This window comes from Thermofilum pendens Hrk 5, assembly GCF_000015225.1.
Lineage (GTDB): Archaea > Thermoproteota > Thermoprotei > Thermofilales > Thermofilaceae > Thermofilum > Thermofilum pendens.
In genome coordinates this window covers 13,806-31,504 of record NC_008696.1, presented here as the reverse complement: position 1 = coordinate 31,504, position 17,699 = coordinate 13,806, and the positions used below count along the sequence as shown (strand labels likewise).

The window sequence follows — 17,699 nt, the reverse complement described above, 5'->3', positions numbered from 1 at the left end:
TGAGCCGTGCAAGAGGCGGTGGCAAAGCCGGAGGACATCAGGGCGCTGGTGGAGAACTATCTGGGAGTAGTCAAGGCGCTTAGGAGCCACAACACGTACAAGACCTACGCGAGCGTGCTGTTCGCGTACGCCAAGTTCGTAGAGGATACGGGTAAGCCTGACCCAGCCGCGTTCATCTCGTGGCTCGAAAAGAACGGCTGGGAAAAGAGGACTAGCATCAGAACCGCGTACGTCGTGCTCAGGGGCTTCCACAAGTTCGCCGGTCTGCCTTGGACTCTGCCACCGGTTAAGAAGCCCGAGTCCGTCCCCAAAGCACTGGGAACCGAGGACGTCAGGAAGCTGTTGTCAGTGGCTAGCCCAGCCGAGCGCGAGGTCATAGTATTCCTGTTGAAGACGGGGCTGAGGGTAAGCGAGTTCGTGCACAGCAGGTGCGAGGACGTGCTGGTGGTGGGCGATGGCAGGTACATGCTGAGGGTCAGGGGCAAAGGTGACAAGGTCAGGCTTGTACCGCTGACGAAGGACGTAGTCGAGATTATCAAGGCGAGGTGCACGGGTAGGGCTGGCTACATCTTTCCCAGCCCGTTAGACCCCGATAAGCCGGTAAGCGCTAGGAGCATACAGCACTTGGTCTCAAGGGTGGCTAGGCGCGCGGGTCTTCAACGCGTGACTCCCCACACGCTGAGGCACACCTACGCTACTCTCCTGTTGAACAACGGGGTTGACATCAGGACGATTCAGACGCTACTGGGTCATGCTCAGCTAACAACGACTCAAGTATATACAAAGGTCGATGTAGCGAGAATGGTGGACGCCATAGACTCTGCCCTGACGATAAAGCTGTAGGTGTCTTTATGGAGCTTGAGGAGCTTCTGGACAGGATGCAGGAGCTACTCCATTTCGTGGAGCAGGACGTCTCCCGTAACAACCCTCCCACGCCTCAGCTAGCCGTGCTGAGCCTGAGCGCCGTGATTAACAAGTTGCTGGGGACTCCCCCCACGGGCGAGGTGGTATACAGGGGTAGGCACGCCGTGCTGACCTTCGCCAAGACTACACAGCTGAGCGATGAGGCTAAGCGAGCCGTCATCGAGATACTCGAAATCTTCGAGCGCGTGTCCTCGGAGTGCTTGGGTAACGTAGCCGGCTCAGACCCGTTTACGAGGGAGTGGGTCAAGACCACACTGCTGAGGGGGAAGGCTAGCGCCACCGTTATTCAGGTCAACATCTCGGGTAACACGGTGGTGATGCCTCCCGAGAACCTCCTCGCTGAACTCCAAATCGTAGTGACCAGCGCTAGGCAGGCTTACAGCTTCACGCGTAGCGTCACCAAGGTCATAGAGGTGGTGGGAGGTGCCGAAGCCCCCTTCGGGTAAAGTCTACGTCGTGGTGGGGTCTGAGTGCCCCCACTGCAAGTACGCCTTGGAGAACAGCTACTCGTTTAGGGCGCTGTGGAGGAGCCACGCCGAGAGGCTGAGCATAGACGTCGAGGACGAGCTACAGCTTGTCACAGCCTTCTACCTGTACCTCTCGGAGCGCGAGCGGCTTGAAAGGATTGCGGAGGGCGGTCTCAGAACCGTGGCGGGAGTCAAGACCCCCACGGTCATAGTGAGCATGCCCGAGCACATCAGGGTGCTACCGGGACTGCCGCCGGACATGGACGAGACGAAGATACACGTGGCGCTCAGCTCCCTCCTCTACGGTACGGACGTCCGTCTGCCCTTGAGGCCTAGGAAGCCCGAAAAGGAGAGGGGTGAGGAAGAGGAGGAGGCTAAGCCCAAGAAGAAGGGGAGGGGTGGTGGGAGACGGCGCTAGTCATAGTCGAGGGTTTACCCCCCGGGTACTTCAAGTCCTTCATAAAGGAGCCGTTCGGCAGGCACGGCTACATACCCGGGGCTGGGATACAGGAGGTCTACTACGTGAGCGCGGACAGGAGACCGGTCACGAGGGTCAAGTGGGAGACTGACGCGGACGTGGCGGCTGGGAGGGACGTGGTGGCTTGGCTCAACGACCTGAGCCCCAAGGTTCTGCCGATGGGCGAGTACGTGGTGTTGATACACGACGTCTCAGACCTCCACAGCTTAGCCATTCTCAGCAGGTTGAACAGGAGGTGCACCTTCATACTGGAGTTTCCTGTGGACGTTGACCCTGCCTTCGCGTTCACCGTCTTCGAATTGCTGAGGTTCAACCCCCGAATCAGGTTCAGAGACCCCTCGTTCAGCTACCTGAGAGGCGAGCTTGCGAGGCTTAGACCGGGCGAGGACACCGTGGTGACGGGGCACTTGGTGTGGCGGGGCGATTTCAGGGCTATACTGGCTCGGAGAAACTCGTTCTACGTGGCTCCACAGCTTGGCTACGTGGCTAGCGGCTACTTCACGCCGGACAACGACCCCTACCTCTACTACGTCTCGAGGGTTCAGGGCTTGAAGCCCGAGGTCGTCGAGGTGCCCCTTCAACCGGTAGAGGTCAAGCCCCCGCCTCCCCCCGTGCCCGTCAAGCCGCGGCTCCCCCGCGAAAAGCCACAAAATTTTGTGGCTAATCCCGAGGGGGGCGGAGAAGAAGGGGAGCCCGAGTTCGAGGAGGTGGACTTGGAGGAGTTGGGCGAGGAGGAAGAAGGGGGAGAAAAAGAGGAGGGTTTTTAACGGAGTTTCCAGCGCCTCAGCTCTTCTTCTAGCTCGCTCCTGAAGACGTAGGCGAAGACCGCGAGCATCGCTACTCCTATGCCGAGCAACTGCAAGTACACGTTGGCGTCTATGTAGCCGAGCATCGCTACCCCGCTGAACACCGCCACCGTGAACGCGAGGTTGACGTATCCCTCAGCGTAGAGGATTGCGATGATTACCAGACTCGCGAAGATGAAGACGTACGCCGCCTGCCCCTGAGGCGTGCTCAAATCGGGTATCTGCGCCGTCCAACCCAGCTCGGTTCTGATGTCTAGGAAGCCCCAGACGTGGAGGAGGACTATCAGCCATATGAACTGGAGGGCAATCGCCGATAGTTCTCTTAGTGCGAATAACGCGGCGGCTACGTCGAGCTTTCCGTTCTCCTTGATGTACTCGTTGAGGGTCACGAACACTATGCCTATGCTGGTGCCCAGCCATATCAACAGGAGCAGGATTATCGGGCTAATCATTGCTCATCGGGCTAAGAAGGGAGAGACAACTATTTAAAGGTGGGGGGAGCCTTTAAAGGCGAAAAGGTATGCCGAGCACGCTCCAGCTTCAGGGGCTGAGTTTAGTAGAGACGATACCCGTGACTACAACAGACTACGCGGACTACAACTTCAGCAAGCTCAACCCAAACGAGTGCGTCGTCTTCTGGTTCCAGAAGAACAGGGTAGCCGTCCTCGTCTGCAACATCGGTAACGGGTACTACAGGGTGGCTACCAAGCCCGTGCCTCCCACGGTGAAGCCGTAAAACGAAAGCTAAAACTTATAAACGGGAAGCCCTCCATTGGGAGTGACCAGACATGCCGGTACCCGAGTACATAATTAGGAAGACCGAGGCAAAGTACCCCGTCAAGTACTGCGAGTTCGCCGCAAGGATATTCCCCGGTCTCAACGTTGACAGATGCAGGGCTGGAATGGCTCAGATAGTCGGTCAGAAGTGGGCTCCCAACTGGGAGAGCGGGCTCAAGGCGTTCTTCGTCAGCATCGGCGCCCTTTAAAGCGCCTACAACGACTAGCTAAGAGGTGACAAGCGTGGTCAAGGTCAAGCTCGACAGAAACACCCTCGCCCTCGCCAGTTGCGAGGCGCTTGAAAGCCTAGCCAACGGCTTCCGCCTAATGGGACAGGTACAGGCGGCTACGTACATCGAGAACATAGCCCGGGCTAAGGGTTGCCCGGTAGGCGGAGCCGGGTACACGCCCCAGCTAATCCTCTAAAATAAAGTCTTTTTTCTCTCTTTTTCCAGCGGGGTGCCTAGGTAGGTTTCTCTAGTTTGTAGCGGTATCGGGCTCCCTATCGTCATGAGCTTTCTCCACCACTTCATCGGGTATAGGGGGGCGCGGGGGCTTTTTAGGCTGACGGTAAAGCCACAAAATTTTGTGGATTTTCTGCGCGGTGGCTTTATAGCCCGCGCCAGCTCCTTCAAGCATATGAGCGGGGAAAAGCCTGAGGAGAAAAGACCGGGTAGAGGCACCGTTGAGGAGCTGGTATGGGTCTTGGGGCACCTCATAAACTTGGAGGAGCATAAGTGGGAGATGGGGGAGGTCGAGGAGGCTACCGCGATAAAGGAGGTTAGGCGCGACTTCGTAGCCCAGCTTGCAAAGGAGCTTAAGTGGGCTTGCAAGTGGAAGCCCCAGTGGTGCGTCTTGAAGCATCTATCCAGCCTCATAGTCCACGTAGAGGAGGCCGGCACGAGCGGGGATTTGAGCCCCGAGACCGTGGAGAAGCTTCAGGCTTTGTACAAGACCGCTTGGGTGGCAATCGAGACATTGCTGGAGGAGTGGGGTAGCTTGGGCTTCGCCGCCGAGGAGACGGATAGGCTCAGGGAGACGGTCACTCAGGCTCTCAAAGAGAAGGGTATAGACGCGGCTAAGCTGATAAGGGAGGACAGGGACAGCCGATGAGGGTCAGGGTAGAGCGCAACGGTGGGCGATACACGGTCTACCTCTTGGACTCCTCGGGGCAGATCAAGGACAAGTTCGAGGTTGACGAGGTCTTCTTGGACGGCAAGCCAGCCCCCCATCTAGTCACCACGGACGTTAAGAGCTGGATGGTCTACGACCTAGGCGGTAAAACGGCCATGATTCTGAGGAGCTGAAAAGAAAAAAGAATGTTTTTACTCGGGCTTGGGCTTCGCCTTGGTGCTTATCAGCGCCTTGTACTTGAAGGGCTCGGAGGGCACCAGAGCCACGAATCTAGCCATCAGAGCCACGGCTATGTACTCTGCGTCCGCCACGTTCACGTAGTCCTCCTCCTCGTTGACTACGACCTCGGTGCACGTGTAGCTACCGAGGGGCGTGTCTAGGACTACGTCCTTGTTACGCCTCTCTGGGTCTTTGATAGCCATGACGGGGAAGCTCCCACACCTGTCCACGTAGACCTTGACGTAGCCCGCCTTATCGATGTCGTCTCCCCTAGCGTTTCCGTAGAACTCCACCTTTCTAGCGGATACGAGTATCGTGGTGCCTATGGGCGCCTCCACCTCCTCCTCTTTTTCTTCGCTCTCGGGGTCTACGACGAAGACCTTGTGGGTGGCTAGCTTCTCCCAGCCGTGGGGAGATAGGTAGCTGACTATCCAGCGCTTCACGTCGCTGTTGAACCGCTCAAACTGTACCAGTATCGGCATAGCCGGTAGAGTTATAGCTGAAGGGGTATATAAGCGTTTTTCCCCGAGAAGGGTTAAGCGTAAGCTTTATTAGCCGGCCCTTTCACTATCTAACCCGGTGAAGGCGGTGAAAACAACCGTCAGGGTCAAGCGTTCAACGGAGTACAACTGGAGCGAGCCCTCTTTCCCCATGGTGTTCTGCGACGTCACCTTCAAGAACGGCGAGGAGGAGGTCTGGAGGACTGTTGACTACATTATCGCGAGGTGGAACCGCCTGCTCTACGTATACGAGGAGAGCGAGACACACTACACCGAGGAGGACGTAGCCGAGAGCGTCAGGGTGAAAATCAAAAAGGTTGGCTTTTTCTCGCCTAGCCCGCCTTTTTCCCCGTGGTTCCGCGGCTCTACATAAGCGTGAGTAGGTTGAGGAGCGCTGGGGTGTGCTACCCCCATGTAGTTGTCAATCCATACGTGTACTACGACTGGGAGCAGTGGCTGAAGAAGTGTAGACCTGAGGGCGTCTTAGTCGATACGGGTGTCCACAAGGTGTTTAAGGAGTCGGGGGGCTTCGAGTACCCCTCGGGCTTCGAGTACGGCTATGCTAGGTTCATCTCTAGGGTTCACGCTCAGGCTAGGGTCGAGGAGTTCTACTACGTGATTCCGGACTACCCCTCGGACTACCCGGGGATGGAGCAATTCTACCCCCTCAACGTCGAGAAGACGTTAGAGAGCATCAAGCGGTGGCTGACGCGCGTCGATAGCCTGCCGGGCACGGCTGTAGCCGTGGTGCAGGGTAAGAAGGACGACCCCTTGAGCCCCGTCAGGGTGTACTCGGAGAACAGGGAGCTATACGACGAGTTCGAGCTTGTAGCCTTGGGCCCCACCTGTGCCAGCAATAGGTGGGGGGTCTTGGCTAAGATGATTCTAGCCTTTGACTCCGTGACGGCTAAGCCTTTCCACGTCTTCGGGCCGAGCCTCAGGGCTGTGGCGCGCGTGGCTGGGAGGACTAGGCGGTTCTTCAGCTTCGATAGTAGCGCTATGTACCGGTGGTGCGAGAACAGCTGGTGTAGCGATATCGAGGAGAGGGCTGAGGCTATACGCGCCTATATCTCGCGCTACGAGGAGATAGCGAGGAGGTGGGGGTCTCAGCCCTCGATTTTATCGTTCTTTTAGCGTTTAGCCCCGAGAAAAGTTAAACGAAAGGTTTATTAGCTACCCCGTTTCACTCTTACGTGATAAGCATGAGCCTACTAGACTGCTGGGTCAACTGCGACGACAGGCAGGGCTTGTGCACCGAGCACGCAGTCGAGAGCTACCGAGCCACACGGCTAGCCGTGTGGCGCGGCATCTACCCCTGCGGAGACGGCGGCTACTGCGCCGGACGCATAGGCGAGCACCGCTTCAGAGTACCGGGCACCTTCGACGTGTGGCGAAGAGACGGCATCACGGACAGCACGGTCGTCAGGCGCGCCGTCTACGTGGGGCTCTTCCGTCGCGGTGGCAAAAGGTGGGTGAAGGTTCAAGCGTCTAGGTGTGCCCCCGTGTGGCTTCAGAGGGCTGTGGAGGAAATCGTGACCGAGGTATGGGTCTACAGGAGGCTCTCCTTGGCTCAAGCCTTGGAGCTTATCGAGGGCTTCGACTGGGGCACTCTTAGACCCTACTGGGAGAAGCCCGGAGACGAGGACGAGCTACCCTGCGAGTGTGACTCTTCTCGCGTCTGCTACGACTCGGCTAGCGAAGAGGAAGAAGAGGACTTCGACGACTACGGAGAGGAATACGAGCCCATCGACTGGGATGAGGAGGACTGGGAGGACGAGGAGTATTAGCCCCTAAAATTACTCTTTTTTTCTCTCGCTCTTTCGCTCGAAGCTTTTTTCTAGTTTCGGACCGAAACAGGGTTTCGGTGTTGAACCGCGTGATGAGCATGCTTGGCGCCGAGCCGTGAGGAGAGCCTACAGCTCTGATTTGCTACAAAATGCTTTCGTTTAGCCCCCGTGAAAAATAAAGCGAAACCTTTATTAGCTACCCCCGCGTTCTATACCCCGCTATGAGCGTGACAACAACCGTTGAGAAAACGAGGGAGCAGATAAAGAGGGTCAGAGAGCTTTACAGGGGAGCACAGCTGAAGAAGGTCGATTCCCCCGTCAGGTACGTGCGCGTGTACCTAGCCGCACCCGAGCATATCTACGACTACGTCCTTACCTTTGGTCACGACTACGCCGAGGACAAGACCTTCGCAATCGTCCACCTCAGGGAGATTTGGGAGGGCGAGTTTTTCGAGGACATAATAGAGGAGCACGACGAGCTGAAGGTCTGGGAGGGGGCTGAAGGAGACGGGGTTATCCTGTGGTTCCTCGGATACGTCGGCGAGGTCATTGAGCTGTGGAGCGACCTAGACATTCACGTGATGGTCGAATTCCACGAGGACTTCGAGGACATCGTCAACTACTACCTAGGCGCCGAGGAGGACTGGGAGGAGGAAGAGGAGGATTGGGAAGGCTTTTGCGAAGAATAACCCCTAAAATCGTTCTTTTTTCTCTCTCGCGTGTGATGAGGCTCGGCTACCGAGGGTGTGAGGAGAGTCCGTCGCGCTGAATAGCCACAAAATTTTGTGGTTTTTCGCGGCTAGCATGCGTTTAGCCCCGTTTTGTGTAAAACGAAAGGTTTATTAGCTACCCCGTTTTACTCTATTCTCGGCGAAAAGCCATGGTCTACGAGAAATTCGCCGATAAAATCAAGGACGCTAGCCGCGCAGTCCTCAAGCACACCTTCCTAGACATGCTCGTGCACACCATCCGCGAGGTCAACGACGTCAACGTACCCGTCCTCATCGACGAGATAGAGGAGCTTCAGAAGAAGGCTGAAGAGGAGGGGCTTCAGGCTTGGGTTGACTTCCTCGGGGCTCTCAAGGCTCTCGTATGCGCCTACGGGTTCAAGAACACAATCCTCGTCAGGGCTAGCTACATGGAGCAGTACTACCGCATGATACGCGCCTTGGAGACCGACGGCTTCGAAAGCGAGTACTGCGAGTTTCTGACGTGGCTGGGGACAAGCTTTGAACACACGTTTCCCCCAATAGAGAAAATAGCCCGGGAGCGCGGCATCCTCAGGTAAACCCCTAAAACTGTTCTTTTTTTCTCGCGTTTTCCTCGGGAAAAGCCCCGGGTACAAAATCGGTTAGCCCCCCGTTTTTTCGCCGTTTCTGTGGGGCTCAGAGTATAGCCCAAAAGCCCCGTAAGAGGGGGGTTTAACGGAGGGGGTCTAGCCCTTGGGCTTTAGCCCCGGGTTCGAGGGGAAAATTGCGTTTTACAGGCCCTAGTTTTAAGCGCTTTTTTCCTTTAGGTTTCTCCGCTTTTTCCAATTTTGCGAAAAGGGAAAAAACGGGAGGCTTCCCCTGTTTCGTTTTATCGGTGTAAAACGCCCCGTCGCGGGAGCAATATACGGGAGGGGGGATACAGAGGGGGGCTAGGGAGAGAAACGGGGGTAAACGGGCTCGCGGCATAGCCCAAAAGCCCCACGAAAGCCCCGAAACCTCATTTCCAATTCCGCGAAATTGGAAAAGAAGGGAAAAGAAAAACAAAAAGAAAAAGGAGGAAAGAAGGGATACAGGCTAGCCTAGGGGCTAGAGGGTTTTCGCCTTTTCCTCTACCTCTACGGGGCTATAGGGCTAGGGCTAATAGGGGCTAGAGCGAGAGGAATAGGGGCTAATAGCGTAAGAGTCGAATAGCCTTTAGCCAATGGGCTAATAGCCTATAGTCGAATGGCTATTCGTTTTTGGGCTAATAGCCAATAGGCTAAAGAGCTTTAGCCTATAGTCGTTTACTCTTAGGCTAAATTCGGCTAGCTTTTTGTCGATTAGTAAGAGTCGATAAGCGTTTAGCCTAAAGGCTAATAGGCTATCGTCGATTTTTGTTTTGACAATTCGAATAATAGCGTAAGAGTCGAATTTTGTTTCGTTTTTGGGCTAATAGCCTTTAGTCGAATTGCGATTCGACTCTTTTTCTAATGCTTAATGGCTATAGCTAATGGCTACTGCTATTGGCTATAGCCATTGCTAATAGGCGATTTTGGCTAACTTCTTTTAGCCCAGAGTCGATTAATAACGTCGATTACTAATACCACGTTTTAAGCTTAGGCGTATATTCTAGGCGAGGAATATGCGAGAGAAAAAGGCGTGGGGGGCTATAGGAAAAGAAGTTAGCCCCGACTCTAATCCTCTAAGCGCCTACAATAGCGAGGTAGAGCGATTGCGCCTAGCCATAAGGCGTAACCGCGATTTAGCCCCTAGCCTTGAATTCGAAATAGCTAGGGCTATAGCCTCGCGCTTAGCCCTTATAAGGGCTAAAGGGCTAGACACACAGGAAATCGTCAACGACATATGCGACGCCGTAGATTCTAGTCTTTCGCTAGGCGAGAATTTGGCTATCGTCGAAAAAATCCTCGCTAAATGGCTAGGCGGGGCTTATTATTCTGATAATAATAGCCCCGAGGAAGTCGAAGCGCAGTACAATTCATGGCTTGAGAGCCGCCTCGCGGTGTTAGCCGACAAGGTAGAGCTAGGCGAGGCTAGCCCCGAGGAAATCGAGGAAGCTAAGCAAATCCTAGCCCAGAATCCTCGCCTAAAAGACAAATACGCAGAGCTAGCCCAAAAGCTAGGCGTAGAGCAGTACGTAGACTGGAGACAAATCCTAGCCCCACAAGCCATAAGCGAGCTAGAGCTAACCGAGGAAGAAGCCAGCACCCAGATAATCCTAGGCGTGGACACGTCGATATGGGGCTATGAACTGCTAGCCGACCTAGCAGGCGACGAGGAAAGGCTCAAAGAACTTTTAAGGGAGCAGGGGCTAACCGAGAGAGACTACACGGCTAGAGTTTTAAGCGAGCGCATTAGGAAAATACGCGTGGCTAAAATTGTCGTGCCGAAGAAAATGCGCGACTACCAGAGGATAGCGCTTAGATGGCTACTCAGCGCGCACGGCGCCGTGCAAATCCCCACAGGCGGCGGAAAGACGCTTATCGGTAGCACGCTAGCCGTGAACCTAGCGCTATGGGGCTATGACACGGCTATTATCGTGCCCACGCAAGTGCTGGCTGAGCAGTGGGCTAGCCACTTTGAGAGGGAGTGGAGGCTCAGAGTGAACGTGAAGTACGGGGGAGTGAACAGGCGAGGACAAGGGCTAGGCGAGCTAATCACGGTAATGGTCTACAACACTTTCGTGAGCGAGGTTAAGCGGGGCTACACGCCTTTCGCAGTGATAGTTGACGAAAGCCATCATGCAGGGGCTAGGGAGCTAGCGAGGACTCTGGCGAGGCTGGCTAGGCTAGGCGTGCACATCTATGGCTTTAGCGCGACGCACAAGCGCGAGGACACAGAAGAGCAGTGGGTGCTTGACATGCTACTACCTAAGCGCTATGAGGTAAGCCCGAGCGAGCTACAGGAGCAAGGCTACATGGTGCCAATCGAGCTAGTGGGGATAAGAGTGACGGAGACACAGGAGTTCTACCAGCAGTACGAGGAGATACAGGAGAAGATTAGGCGCCTAAGCAGGCGCATAGAGGACGGGGAGAAACACTTGAAGAAGGACTTGATGAAGCTGGTAAACTTAAGGAAACAGCTAGCCGCGAGGAGCCCTGTTAAGTGGAGCTCGGCGCTAGCGCTTATCAACAGGCTAGCACAGGAGCACAACAGAGTACTAGTGTGGACTGAGAGCCAAGACGTGGCGTTAAAGCTAGCCCAGACACTCGGAGGAAAAGCGATACTCAGCAAGACGCCTAAGACCGAGCGCGCGAGGATACTCAAAGAGTGGGGCTCAACCTTCAGAGTACTAGTGACGTGCAGAGTGCTAGACGAGGGAGTAGACGTACCCGAGGTAAGCGTAGGCGTAATGCTAGCGAGCGGTACGACTGACAGACAGCTCATACAGAGAGCAGGGAGGCTATTGAGACCGGCGCCTGGAAAGACGAAAGCCACGCTGTTCTACGTCTACGTGGCTTACACGCACGAGGAGACGGCGTTTCACAAGCTAAAGGCGATATTCGCGAGGAGGGGATTGCAGTGAGGGGAGACGTGCAAATCAGGATTATCGCGGACAAGGAAAGGATAAGCGAGGAGGAATACAGGCTGATAGTGAGCGCAGTCGAAGAGCTACTCATAAGGATGGGGCTACAGGTGCGCAGGAGTAGACCGTACACGGCTAGGAAAATGAGGAGAGGCGTGAGAGTCTACATAGAGGCTAGGAAGCCCAGGAAATAGCCCTTTTTCTAGGGGCTTTTGGGCTATACCCCGTGCCCCGCAGAATCGTTGAAAATGAGGGGGGGCTACTGCCCTTATTCCCGGGGCTTTTCCTAGGATTTTATCCCTAGATTTTTCCTCGCTTTTTTCCTCGGGGCTTTAGCCACAAAATTTTGTGGCTAACGTATAGCCCTGTGAAAAGTTAAACGAAATCCTTATTAGCTACCCCGTTTACCTATACCTCGGTGAGGCGAGAAATGCCGAGGAAAATCCCGAAGAAACAGGTGCCGATAAACGTCTACCTAGACCAGAGGACTCTGACTGAGTACCTCAGCCCCCAGCCCCAGAAGAATTAAGCCCTTTTTTCCTCGCTTTTTTCTCTCGGCTTTTTCCTCGGGGCTTTTTCGTTTTAGGGCCTGTAGGCTTAAACGATGGGCTTATATCCCCCTAAGGCGTATAGCCATCGAATAAGCAATGTTAGAGCTAGCGGTAATAAAGGAGCTACAAGAGCTAAGAAAAGAGCTTAAGGACACCGTGAAGGAGGCTATAAAGGAGGCTCTTAGAGAGGCTATAGAGGAATTGCTACAAGACCCCGAGGTAAAGCAGTTAGTCCGAGACTTCCTAGCCGATGTTAGGGAGTACTGAAAAGTGGCTTTTTATCCCTGTTTTTCCCTTATCCCCCCGTGAGCAGGGCTAGGATTGAGTCCCTTTACCGAGCGGTATACGAGAGGCTTAGACCATTCGAGTGCACGGACAACCCCGCGGAGTGTTTGGCGAGGAGCCTTTTAGCCCTAGGAATCCCGGCTAGGGCTGTAGAGGACATAAGGGAGGCTGAGAGGATAGGGGGCTACGTAGTGGTCGAATGGGGAGGAAAAAAGACTAAGAGGGCTAGGCTGAGCGCGCATGAATGGGAGAGCCTAGCCCGCCTGATAGCCCTGTGCAGAAGGGAGTACGCCGACCTAGTCAGATTGCTCAACGTCTACAAGTCTAGGTACCCCTACACGTGGAAAGACGTAAGAGTGCTGAGGGAGCTAGCCGTCGAGGGGAGGATGAGCAGGGACGCCCGGGCCCTCGAAGCAATCGCGAAGGTAGAGCACGCTTTAGCCGCGATTTAGCCACAAAATTTTGTGGCTATTCAGCCCCCACCCCTCGGTCCGAGGGCTAGCCCCCTCTTACGGGGCTTTTGGGCTATACCCCGAGCCCCACAGAAACGGCGAAAACGAGGGAGGTAGACCCCTCATATTCTCGGGGCTTTTCCCGAGGAATATTTTAAAGCCCCCTCCCCCTCTATACCCCTCGATGAGCGAGCGGAGAAAGGAGGTAGTGGACAGGTACCTAGCCGATTCCTCCTACTTCAGCGACTACTGGAGAGAGGAAGTAGCCGAGTTCTGGGATTACCCCCTCCTGAGCACCCTAGCGCTCTCGGAGGACTGGGTGCACCTCGAGAGAGAGCTGGAGAAGATAGGTAGAGCGGCGAGCGAGAGAGCCGCCAAGCGCCTAGTGAAAGAGATACGCGAGGACTTCGAGCTGGAGGTAGAGCTGGGCTAGATTAGCCCCCTCTCCCTATACTTTTTCTCCAGCTCCCTCCACACCTCGCTCCTAGTCTCCTCGAATTCTCTCAGAGCCCTCTCCAAGTCCACCCCTTTTACCCCCTCCCGTAGAGCCCTCAAAGCCCTCTCCTTCAGCTCCCGCCTAAACCCCTCCATTCTAGCCCCCCGTGGTGGGGATGACCCAGCCCCCCGATACCCACCAGACCCTGTACTTTTTACCCGTGCACACCACGTTAGTCCTAGCGCACAGGGTGGGATACAGGGGGTAGCACCCCTCCTTGACCGTGACCCAGCATATACACTTTACCCCGCCCTTGAACGTCTCCGGGTCTTCGGGGCACCTGCAGGTAGCGTTGACAACGTTTAGGGGCTTAGCGGATAAAAGAACCCCGGGGGGTATAGCGCTCCTCGGCGCGTACCCCTCTACCTCCAGCTCTACGACGCCTAGGCTAACCTGAGACCCCCCTCCTCCCCCTCCGCTACTTCCCCCAGCCCACGCCGGGCTGACAGCCTTTACCCCCTCCGTGAACAGCCCGAGGGCTAGGGCTGTGGCTAGCGCTAGAACGAAGGCTACGGCTAGGAAGTCCTCAGCCTCCATTTAGCCCCCCTCTTTACAGCTTCCCCCCGAGCTTCCAGCCCACCATGAAGCCGGCTATGCCCACCAGTCCCCCGGGTAAGACCTGTTCAAGCTTCGAGGCTAAGTCCTGCTGGGATAGCAGGGATTCGAGGAGCCCGTAGGCGTCGTTTACCAGCTTAGCCCAGTCCACCACCGCGTAGCCCAGAGCCTGAAGGACTAGGAGGAAGGCGACGAAAACGCCTAGAAGCCCCAGTATGAAGTTGACCCCCTTTCTAACCGCGTACCCCAAGACCACGCTTACAGCCCCAACCCCCGCCAGCTCCATCACCTAGCCCTCACCTCCGCCGCCACCTTTTTCTTGGAGATGAGCTGTGCGTAGTGGTACACGCACACGGGCTTACCGTCCACGTAGGCGTATGCGGGTAGACCGCACAGGTAGCACACGGCGCCGTCTCCCCCTCCCACCCTCCCCTCCATGCTCCTGACGTGCGTGTCGTCCTCGCACCTTCCACAATCCCAGCTCATATGCTTGAAAAGAAGAGAGAAAGAAAAAAAGCTATCGTTTTACGGGGCTTACCCCACTACTATCTCTAGACCCTCCTTGAGCCTCTTAGCGAAGTATATCAGAACCACTAGGAACACTATGGCCAGCGCTAGCCACACCCACTCCCACGGAATTACCACGGCGGGAGGCTTCGTGAACTCCATTGTTACATCGACGTCCTGTGTAGGCGTGACGCGCTGAGTCAGCACCTCGTTACCGTTGTCCGATTCGACCGTGTAGAGCAGTCCGGGCTCAACCGTGAACGTTACCTCCTCCCCGGTCTTCTCCGCTAGGCGCAAGCCCTTAGCGTCGTAGAGCCTGACCGTGGCGGGTATCTTCTTGCCTTGGTAGAGGTTGACGACCTTTATCACGGTCTCAAGCTTGACGGTGTAGGTGCCGCTACTCTTTATCGCTATGGCTTTCCCGACGAAGCTGACGTCGTTGCCCGCGGAGTCCAAGACCCTTATCACGTTTCTAGTAGCGTTGAGCACCACTGGCTTGCTGGCAGTCAGAGTGGCTATAGTCGGGCTCGTCGGCGTAAGGCTCGGAGTCTCCTCTATGCCCCACGCGCCTAGGAAGTTGACGCCTCCCACTATAGGCGCGTAGTACAGCGTGTACGTGTAGTTCACGGTGTAGACCAGCTTATCGGCGTCGAGGCTCGTCTTGACGTCCTTGGCTATGCCGGGGAGCACAGTCCTGTTCCACGCCACTCCCTCAGCCTTTTCGACCGTGACGACTCCCTCGGGCACCTTGACCTGAAGCGCGAAGTAGCCGGGAGCGTTCGCGCCGGCTAAGCTGAGAGTGAAGCCGGGGCTCGGGGCTCCCACCGTGCCTACCTGAGAGAGCACGTTGACCTTAAGCTCCGCGGCGTAGACGTACATGGTACCCGCCCTGACCACGGGGGGCAGGTATGCCAGCACTCCGTAGAACGTGGTGTTCATCTTTCCGATGTTGACGAAGGTGGCGTTGTAGAGCCCCTTCTTGCTCAGCGCGAGGCTCGAAGCCTTGCTACCGTTCACCAAGAGGTACTCGTCAACCTTGGTCGTGGGGAAGTACGTGGCGTTGGGGGTGAACTTCCAAGTAAACGTGGCGCCGACCAGCCTAGCGTAGTTCTTGTTGGGGGTGGGGGTGCCCGGCGCCCCGAGCATCTTCTCCGTCAAGCCTCCCCAGCTCACGTACCAGACAAGCTCGTAGAGCCCTACTGGCGGTGGACAGTCAACCGTGACGGTTACCGGGTTGTTGGAGATGGTGTAGCTATCGGTGCCCGCGGGCTGGCTTCCAATCGTGTAGGCGTTGAAGGTCGTGGTGTAGTAGGCGGTGCCCGTGTAGCCCTTAATCGGCATCGCCGGGTGGAACCTGAGCCAGACGACCGTGGACACAGAGCTGAACGTGTGTGTGACCCCCATGGTGTAAGGCGTGTCCAGCTTGACGGTCAGCGTTGCCACGTTGTCCACGCTACCCACGTAGCTCCCGTAGGACACGGAGTCGAAGCCGTAGCCCACGTACTTTACCTGCAGGTTTACGTCCTCAGTCCTGTTGTAGGCGAGTATCGTCTTGCCGAACCACGCTACAGTCAGCGCGCTCGGGAAGTAGACCTTGACGGCTACCCTGTGGGTCTCTCCAGCCTTCAGCTTGTAGGGCAGGGTTACAGCCACGTTGTCCACGTAGACCGTCCTCTGGCTAGCGCCTCCCAAGTCCTCTACCGTCACGATGACGACGTCGAGGCTTGGAGTGATTGTGAAGTTGAACCAGTAGGTGCTACCCGCGGCTGGAGCGGTGCCCGTGTACATGGTGTAGTTGACGAAGACCGTGTAAGTCGTGACGGGAGCCGCCTTTACGGTGGCGATGCCCAAGGCTACCGTTACCAGTAGCAGTAACAGGGGTATGTACCTTTTCATGCCCATCGAGAAAAAGGGGAGAAAAAACCCCTATTTTAAGGTAGAGGTCGGAGGGCTAGGAAAAGAAAGTCCACGAGTGTATAGTTGCGGGCGTTAAAGTATGCGACAATGTTGTTGAAGAAGGGTATCCAGAGGAAAGCGGTGAACAGGTAGAGGTACTTCTTCCCGCCCCTCCTCCAGTTGACCCACGCGAGAAAGACGCTTAGAACGGTGCCGGCGACCAAGGCGAAGGCTATGCCGGTTACGCCCATGCCGAAAAACGCCCGAGCCACGGGGTTCAGCTCCCCCTGTAGCCCGTACTTCTGGAGTATCGGCAGGGTTGTAGCCATGTCGGCTACCCTGCTGAGACCCGCTAGGGCTAGGCAGAGCTTCACCTCTCTCTGCACGACTCCTTCACCGCCTCGTGCACCGCTAGGAGCAGGGCTAGGAAGAAGAGGAGGAAGAAGACGGAGACGACGAATTCGAAGGGGAATAAAAGGCTGGGCTTGACCGCCAGCCTCACCGTGTAGACGAACCACGCTAGGACGAAGAGCGCGGCTAAGCCGAAAGCCAAGACGTCTATCAATTCGCATAGTACTCGCGTACCACCTCACCCACTCCGCCGTTCTCCCGCCTGTAAACGTACTTCCTTACCTTCGCATACCTAGTAAGCTTGTCGTCCAAGACCCAGACCCTCCCCAGCTTGTCCGTGACCATCTTCACCTGCGTTATCGCTAGGCTGACGGCTACGGGGTGGTATCGGCGCAGGTCTCTAGCCGCGTACCTAGCCAGCACGGTGGCTATGCCCCCCTGATGCCTTGCAAGGTACTCGGCCAGCCACTCCCTTACCTCCTCGACTAGGAAGTCCTTGGCGCGCATGCCCCTCACTCCATGAGGCTCTTGAGGTAGTCCGGAACCTCGTAGGGCTTGAGTATGTCCTCCACCTCCACGCCTTTAACGTTCAAGACCTTGAGGAACTCCTTCCTGACGTCCTCGGGCTCAACGCCTATGTCCCCCGCCCAAATCATACTCCCTGCAATCGCCACGTAGTAGGTGCCCCTAGAGTAGTAGAAGACGCGGTCAGCCCTGCTAGTGTGCTCGACGAAATCCTTTAGACGTCGTACCTTTATAACGACGTTTTCTCTTATGCTCATGGTTTCACCACGAAAATTGGAAAAAGAGGGGGTTAAAAAACTTATCGTTTTACTTGTACACGAGTAAACCGTTCTGCCTCAACAGCTCCCTCTCCTCCTCCCTTCTAAGCGCCTCCAGCTCAGCCTCCTTTTCCTCCAAGACCCGTTTAAGCTTCTCCAACGCGATTTCAACGGCGTCTACCGCGAGCTTAGCCCGGGCTACCCAGCCCTCCAAGTCCTTCTTACCGTGGACGAACCTAGCGGAGCTTATCAGCTCCTCCAAAGCCCTCTCCGCTACCTGAGCCGGGTCTGTGTTTACTAGGTTGGTGAGCGTCAAGGCGTGCAACAGCTCCACGTGTACGTAGCTGTCCGCGGGGCCTATGTAGCAGTAAGACCTCTTCCCTCCGCCCAAGCTGTGCCTGACCCTGAGGTACGCCCTCCCGTTGCTGTAGAAACGCTCGATGCTACCCGGTGCACCGCAACGGGGGCAGACTATCTGGGAGCGGGGTTTTCTAGCCAC

At 56.1% G+C, this 17,699-nt stretch carries 31 protein-coding genes; 19 read left to right on the top strand and 12 right to left on the bottom strand.

Features of this window, described 5'->3' with window-relative positions; genetic code table 11:
• The first annotated feature begins 6 nt into the window (after window positions 1-6).
• From TPEN_RS09630 to TPEN_RS09615, 4 genes are all read left to right on the top strand, one after another.
• Window positions 7-843, top strand: coding sequence for a tyrosine-type recombinase/integrase (locus tag TPEN_RS09630; RefSeq protein ID WP_011751411.1), 837 nt, complete (start codon window positions 7-9; stop codon window positions 841-843).
• A gap of 8 nt (window positions 844-851) precedes the next feature.
• A complete protein-coding gene (locus tag TPEN_RS09625) occupies window positions 852-1,370 on the top strand; it encodes a hypothetical protein (RefSeq protein ID WP_011751410.1) in 519 nt (172 codons plus the stop codon).
• Window positions 1,348-1,809, top strand: coding sequence for a hypothetical protein (locus TPEN_RS09620; protein ID WP_011751409.1), 462 nt, complete (start codon window positions 1,348-1,350; stop codon window positions 1,807-1,809). Before TPEN_RS09625 ends, TPEN_RS09620 begins: the two co-directional genes overlap by 23 nt.
• A gap of 104 nt (window positions 1,810-1,913) precedes the next feature.
• On the top strand, window positions 1,914-2,636 hold the full coding sequence (locus TPEN_RS09615) for a hypothetical protein (RefSeq protein ID WP_011751408.1): 723 nt from the start codon (window positions 1,914-1,916) through the stop codon (window positions 2,634-2,636).
• On the opposite strand, the gene TPEN_RS09610 is transcribed toward TPEN_RS09615, so the two are convergent.
• Window positions 2,633-3,127 (bottom strand): hypothetical protein, encoded by a 495-nt coding sequence (locus TPEN_RS09610; protein WP_011751407.1) that lies wholly within the window; start codon window positions 3,125-3,127, stop codon window positions 2,633-2,635. The genes TPEN_RS09615 and TPEN_RS09610 overlap by 4 nt on opposite strands.
• Before the next feature lie 68 nt (window positions 3,128-3,195).
• Between TPEN_RS09610 and TPEN_RS09605 the strand changes: the two genes are divergently transcribed.
• From TPEN_RS09605 to TPEN_RS09585, 5 genes are all read left to right on the top strand, one after another.
• Window positions 3,196-3,411 (top strand): hypothetical protein, encoded by a 216-nt coding sequence (locus TPEN_RS09605; protein ID WP_011751406.1) that lies wholly within the window; start codon window positions 3,196-3,198, stop codon window positions 3,409-3,411.
• Between the two features lie 52 nt (window positions 3,412-3,463).
• The gene (locus TPEN_RS09600) at window positions 3,464-3,661 is read left to right on the top strand and encodes a hypothetical protein (protein WP_011751405.1); all 198 of its coding nucleotides are present in this window, start codon (window positions 3,464-3,466) and stop codon (window positions 3,659-3,661) included.
• A gap of 25 nt (window positions 3,662-3,686) precedes the next feature.
• The gene (locus TPEN_RS09595; protein WP_052885433.1) at window positions 3,687-3,878 is read left to right on the top strand and encodes a hypothetical protein; all 192 of its coding nucleotides are present in this window, start codon (window positions 3,687-3,689) and stop codon (window positions 3,876-3,878) included.
• Between the two features lie 213 nt (window positions 3,879-4,091).
• Window positions 4,092-4,565, top strand: coding sequence for a hypothetical protein (locus TPEN_RS09590; protein ID WP_052885432.1), 474 nt, complete (start codon window positions 4,092-4,094; stop codon window positions 4,563-4,565).
• The gene (locus TPEN_RS09585; RefSeq protein WP_011751402.1) at window positions 4,562-4,759 is read left to right on the top strand and encodes a hypothetical protein; all 198 of its coding nucleotides are present in this window, start codon (window positions 4,562-4,564) and stop codon (window positions 4,757-4,759) included. The genes TPEN_RS09590 and TPEN_RS09585 overlap by 4 nt, the downstream gene beginning before the upstream one ends.
• A gap of 18 nt (window positions 4,760-4,777) precedes the next feature.
• Here TPEN_RS09585 and TPEN_RS09580 read toward each other — a convergent pair whose 3' ends face one another.
• Window positions 4,778-5,287, bottom strand: a complete 510-nt coding sequence (locus tag TPEN_RS09580) for a hypothetical protein (protein WP_011751401.1) — start codon at window positions 5,285-5,287, stop codon at window positions 4,778-4,780.
• 97 nt (window positions 5,288-5,384) lie between these two features.
• Between TPEN_RS09580 and TPEN_RS09575 the strand changes: the two genes are divergently transcribed.
• The 10 genes from TPEN_RS09575 (at window position 5,385) to TPEN_RS09535 (ending at window position 13,046) form a co-directional block, all read left to right on the top strand.
• Window positions 5,385-5,678, top strand: a complete 294-nt coding sequence (locus TPEN_RS09575) for a hypothetical protein (RefSeq protein ID WP_052885431.1) — start codon at window positions 5,385-5,387, stop codon at window positions 5,676-5,678.
• 2 nt (window positions 5,679-5,680) lie between these two features.
• The gene (locus TPEN_RS09570) at window positions 5,681-6,439 is read left to right on the top strand and encodes a hypothetical protein (RefSeq protein WP_148678131.1); all 759 of its coding nucleotides are present in this window, start codon (window positions 5,681-5,683) and stop codon (window positions 6,437-6,439) included.
• A 68-nt stretch (window positions 6,440-6,507) separates the two neighbouring features.
• Window positions 6,508-7,092, top strand: coding sequence for a hypothetical protein (locus TPEN_RS09565; protein ID WP_011751398.1), 585 nt, complete (start codon window positions 6,508-6,510; stop codon window positions 7,090-7,092).
• A gap of 221 nt (window positions 7,093-7,313) precedes the next feature.
• On the top strand, window positions 7,314-7,781 hold the full coding sequence (locus TPEN_RS09560; protein WP_011751397.1) for a hypothetical protein: 468 nt from the start codon (window positions 7,314-7,316) through the stop codon (window positions 7,779-7,781).
• A 191-nt stretch (window positions 7,782-7,972) separates the two neighbouring features.
• Window positions 7,973-8,380 carry a hypothetical protein gene (locus TPEN_RS09555; protein ID WP_011751396.1) on the top strand — a complete coding sequence of 136 codons (408 nt, stop codon included), beginning with the start codon at window positions 7,973-7,975 and terminating at the stop codon, window positions 8,378-8,380.
• Window positions 8,381-9,423: 1,043 nt separating this feature from the next.
• Window positions 9,424-11,325, top strand: a complete 1,902-nt coding sequence (locus tag TPEN_RS09550; RefSeq protein ID WP_011751395.1) for a DEAD/DEAH box helicase family protein — start codon at window positions 9,424-9,426, stop codon at window positions 11,323-11,325.
• Complete coding sequence (locus TPEN_RS09545) at window positions 11,322-11,519, top strand: hypothetical protein (RefSeq protein ID WP_011751394.1); 198 nt, start codon at window positions 11,322-11,324, stop codon at window positions 11,517-11,519. The genes TPEN_RS09550 and TPEN_RS09545 overlap by 4 nt, the downstream gene beginning before the upstream one ends.
• Window positions 11,520-11,972: 453 nt before the next feature.
• Entirely contained in the window at window positions 11,973-12,143 is a 171-nt protein-coding gene (locus TPEN_RS10035; protein ID WP_011751393.1) for a hypothetical protein, read from the top strand.
• A 38-nt stretch (window positions 12,144-12,181) separates the two neighbouring features.
• Window positions 12,182-12,613 (top strand): hypothetical protein, encoded by a 432-nt coding sequence (locus tag TPEN_RS09540; RefSeq protein WP_011751392.1) that lies wholly within the window; start codon window positions 12,182-12,184, stop codon window positions 12,611-12,613.
• Window positions 12,614-12,797: 184 nt separating this feature from the next.
• Window positions 12,798-13,046, top strand: a complete 249-nt coding sequence (locus TPEN_RS09535; RefSeq protein WP_011751391.1) for a hypothetical protein — start codon at window positions 12,798-12,800, stop codon at window positions 13,044-13,046.
• Here the strand turns inward: TPEN_RS09535 and TPEN_RS10030 are convergent.
• Genes TPEN_RS10030 through TPEN_RS09490 form a run of 10 tightly spaced genes read right to left on the bottom strand, consistent with a single transcriptional unit; the run spans window position 13,043 to window position 17,699 of the window.
• Window positions 13,043-13,204 carry a hypothetical protein gene (locus TPEN_RS10030; protein ID WP_011751390.1) on the bottom strand — a complete coding sequence of 54 codons (162 nt, stop codon included), beginning with the start codon at window positions 13,202-13,204 and terminating at the stop codon, window positions 13,043-13,045. The two genes, TPEN_RS09535 and TPEN_RS10030, sit on opposite strands and share 4 nt — an antisense overlap.
• A 1-nt stretch (window position 13,205) precedes the next feature.
• Window positions 13,206-13,646, bottom strand: a complete 441-nt coding sequence (locus TPEN_RS09530) for a hypothetical protein (RefSeq protein WP_011751389.1) — start codon at window positions 13,644-13,646, stop codon at window positions 13,206-13,208.
• Window positions 13,647-13,659: 13 nt separating this feature from the next.
• Window positions 13,660-13,950 carry an FUN14 domain-containing protein gene (locus tag TPEN_RS09525; protein WP_011751388.1) on the bottom strand — a complete coding sequence of 97 codons (291 nt, stop codon included), beginning with the start codon at window positions 13,948-13,950 and terminating at the stop codon, window positions 13,660-13,662.
• Window positions 13,950-14,150, bottom strand: a complete 201-nt coding sequence (locus TPEN_RS09520; RefSeq protein ID WP_011751387.1) for a hypothetical protein — start codon at window positions 14,148-14,150, stop codon at window positions 13,950-13,952. Before TPEN_RS09520 ends, TPEN_RS09525 begins: the two co-directional genes overlap by 1 nt.
• 48 nt (window positions 14,151-14,198) lie before the next feature.
• Window positions 14,199-16,073 carry a hypothetical protein gene (locus TPEN_RS09515; protein WP_011751386.1) on the bottom strand — a complete coding sequence of 625 codons (1,875 nt, stop codon included), beginning with the start codon at window positions 16,071-16,073 and terminating at the stop codon, window positions 14,199-14,201.
• A gap of 29 nt (window positions 16,074-16,102) precedes the next feature.
• Window positions 16,103-16,453, bottom strand: a complete 351-nt coding sequence (locus TPEN_RS09510) for a DUF5658 family protein (protein ID WP_052885427.1) — start codon at window positions 16,451-16,453, stop codon at window positions 16,103-16,105.
• The gene (locus tag TPEN_RS09505) at window positions 16,438-16,632 is read right to left on the bottom strand and encodes a hypothetical protein (RefSeq protein ID WP_148678130.1); all 195 of its coding nucleotides are present in this window, start codon (window positions 16,630-16,632) and stop codon (window positions 16,438-16,440) included. Before TPEN_RS09505 ends, TPEN_RS09510 begins: the two co-directional genes overlap by 16 nt.
• Window positions 16,629-16,925 (bottom strand): hypothetical protein, encoded by a 297-nt coding sequence (locus tag TPEN_RS09500; RefSeq protein ID WP_011751384.1) that lies wholly within the window; start codon window positions 16,923-16,925, stop codon window positions 16,629-16,631. Before TPEN_RS09500 ends, TPEN_RS09505 begins: the two co-directional genes overlap by 4 nt.
• Window positions 16,926-16,930: 5 nt before the next feature.
• Window positions 16,931-17,200 (bottom strand): hypothetical protein, encoded by a 270-nt coding sequence (locus TPEN_RS09495; protein WP_011751383.1) that lies wholly within the window; start codon window positions 17,198-17,200, stop codon window positions 16,931-16,933.
• Window positions 17,201-17,249: 49 nt separating this feature from the next.
• Complete coding sequence (locus TPEN_RS09490) at window positions 17,250-17,699, bottom strand: hypothetical protein (RefSeq protein WP_011751382.1); 450 nt, start codon at window positions 17,697-17,699, stop codon at window positions 17,250-17,252.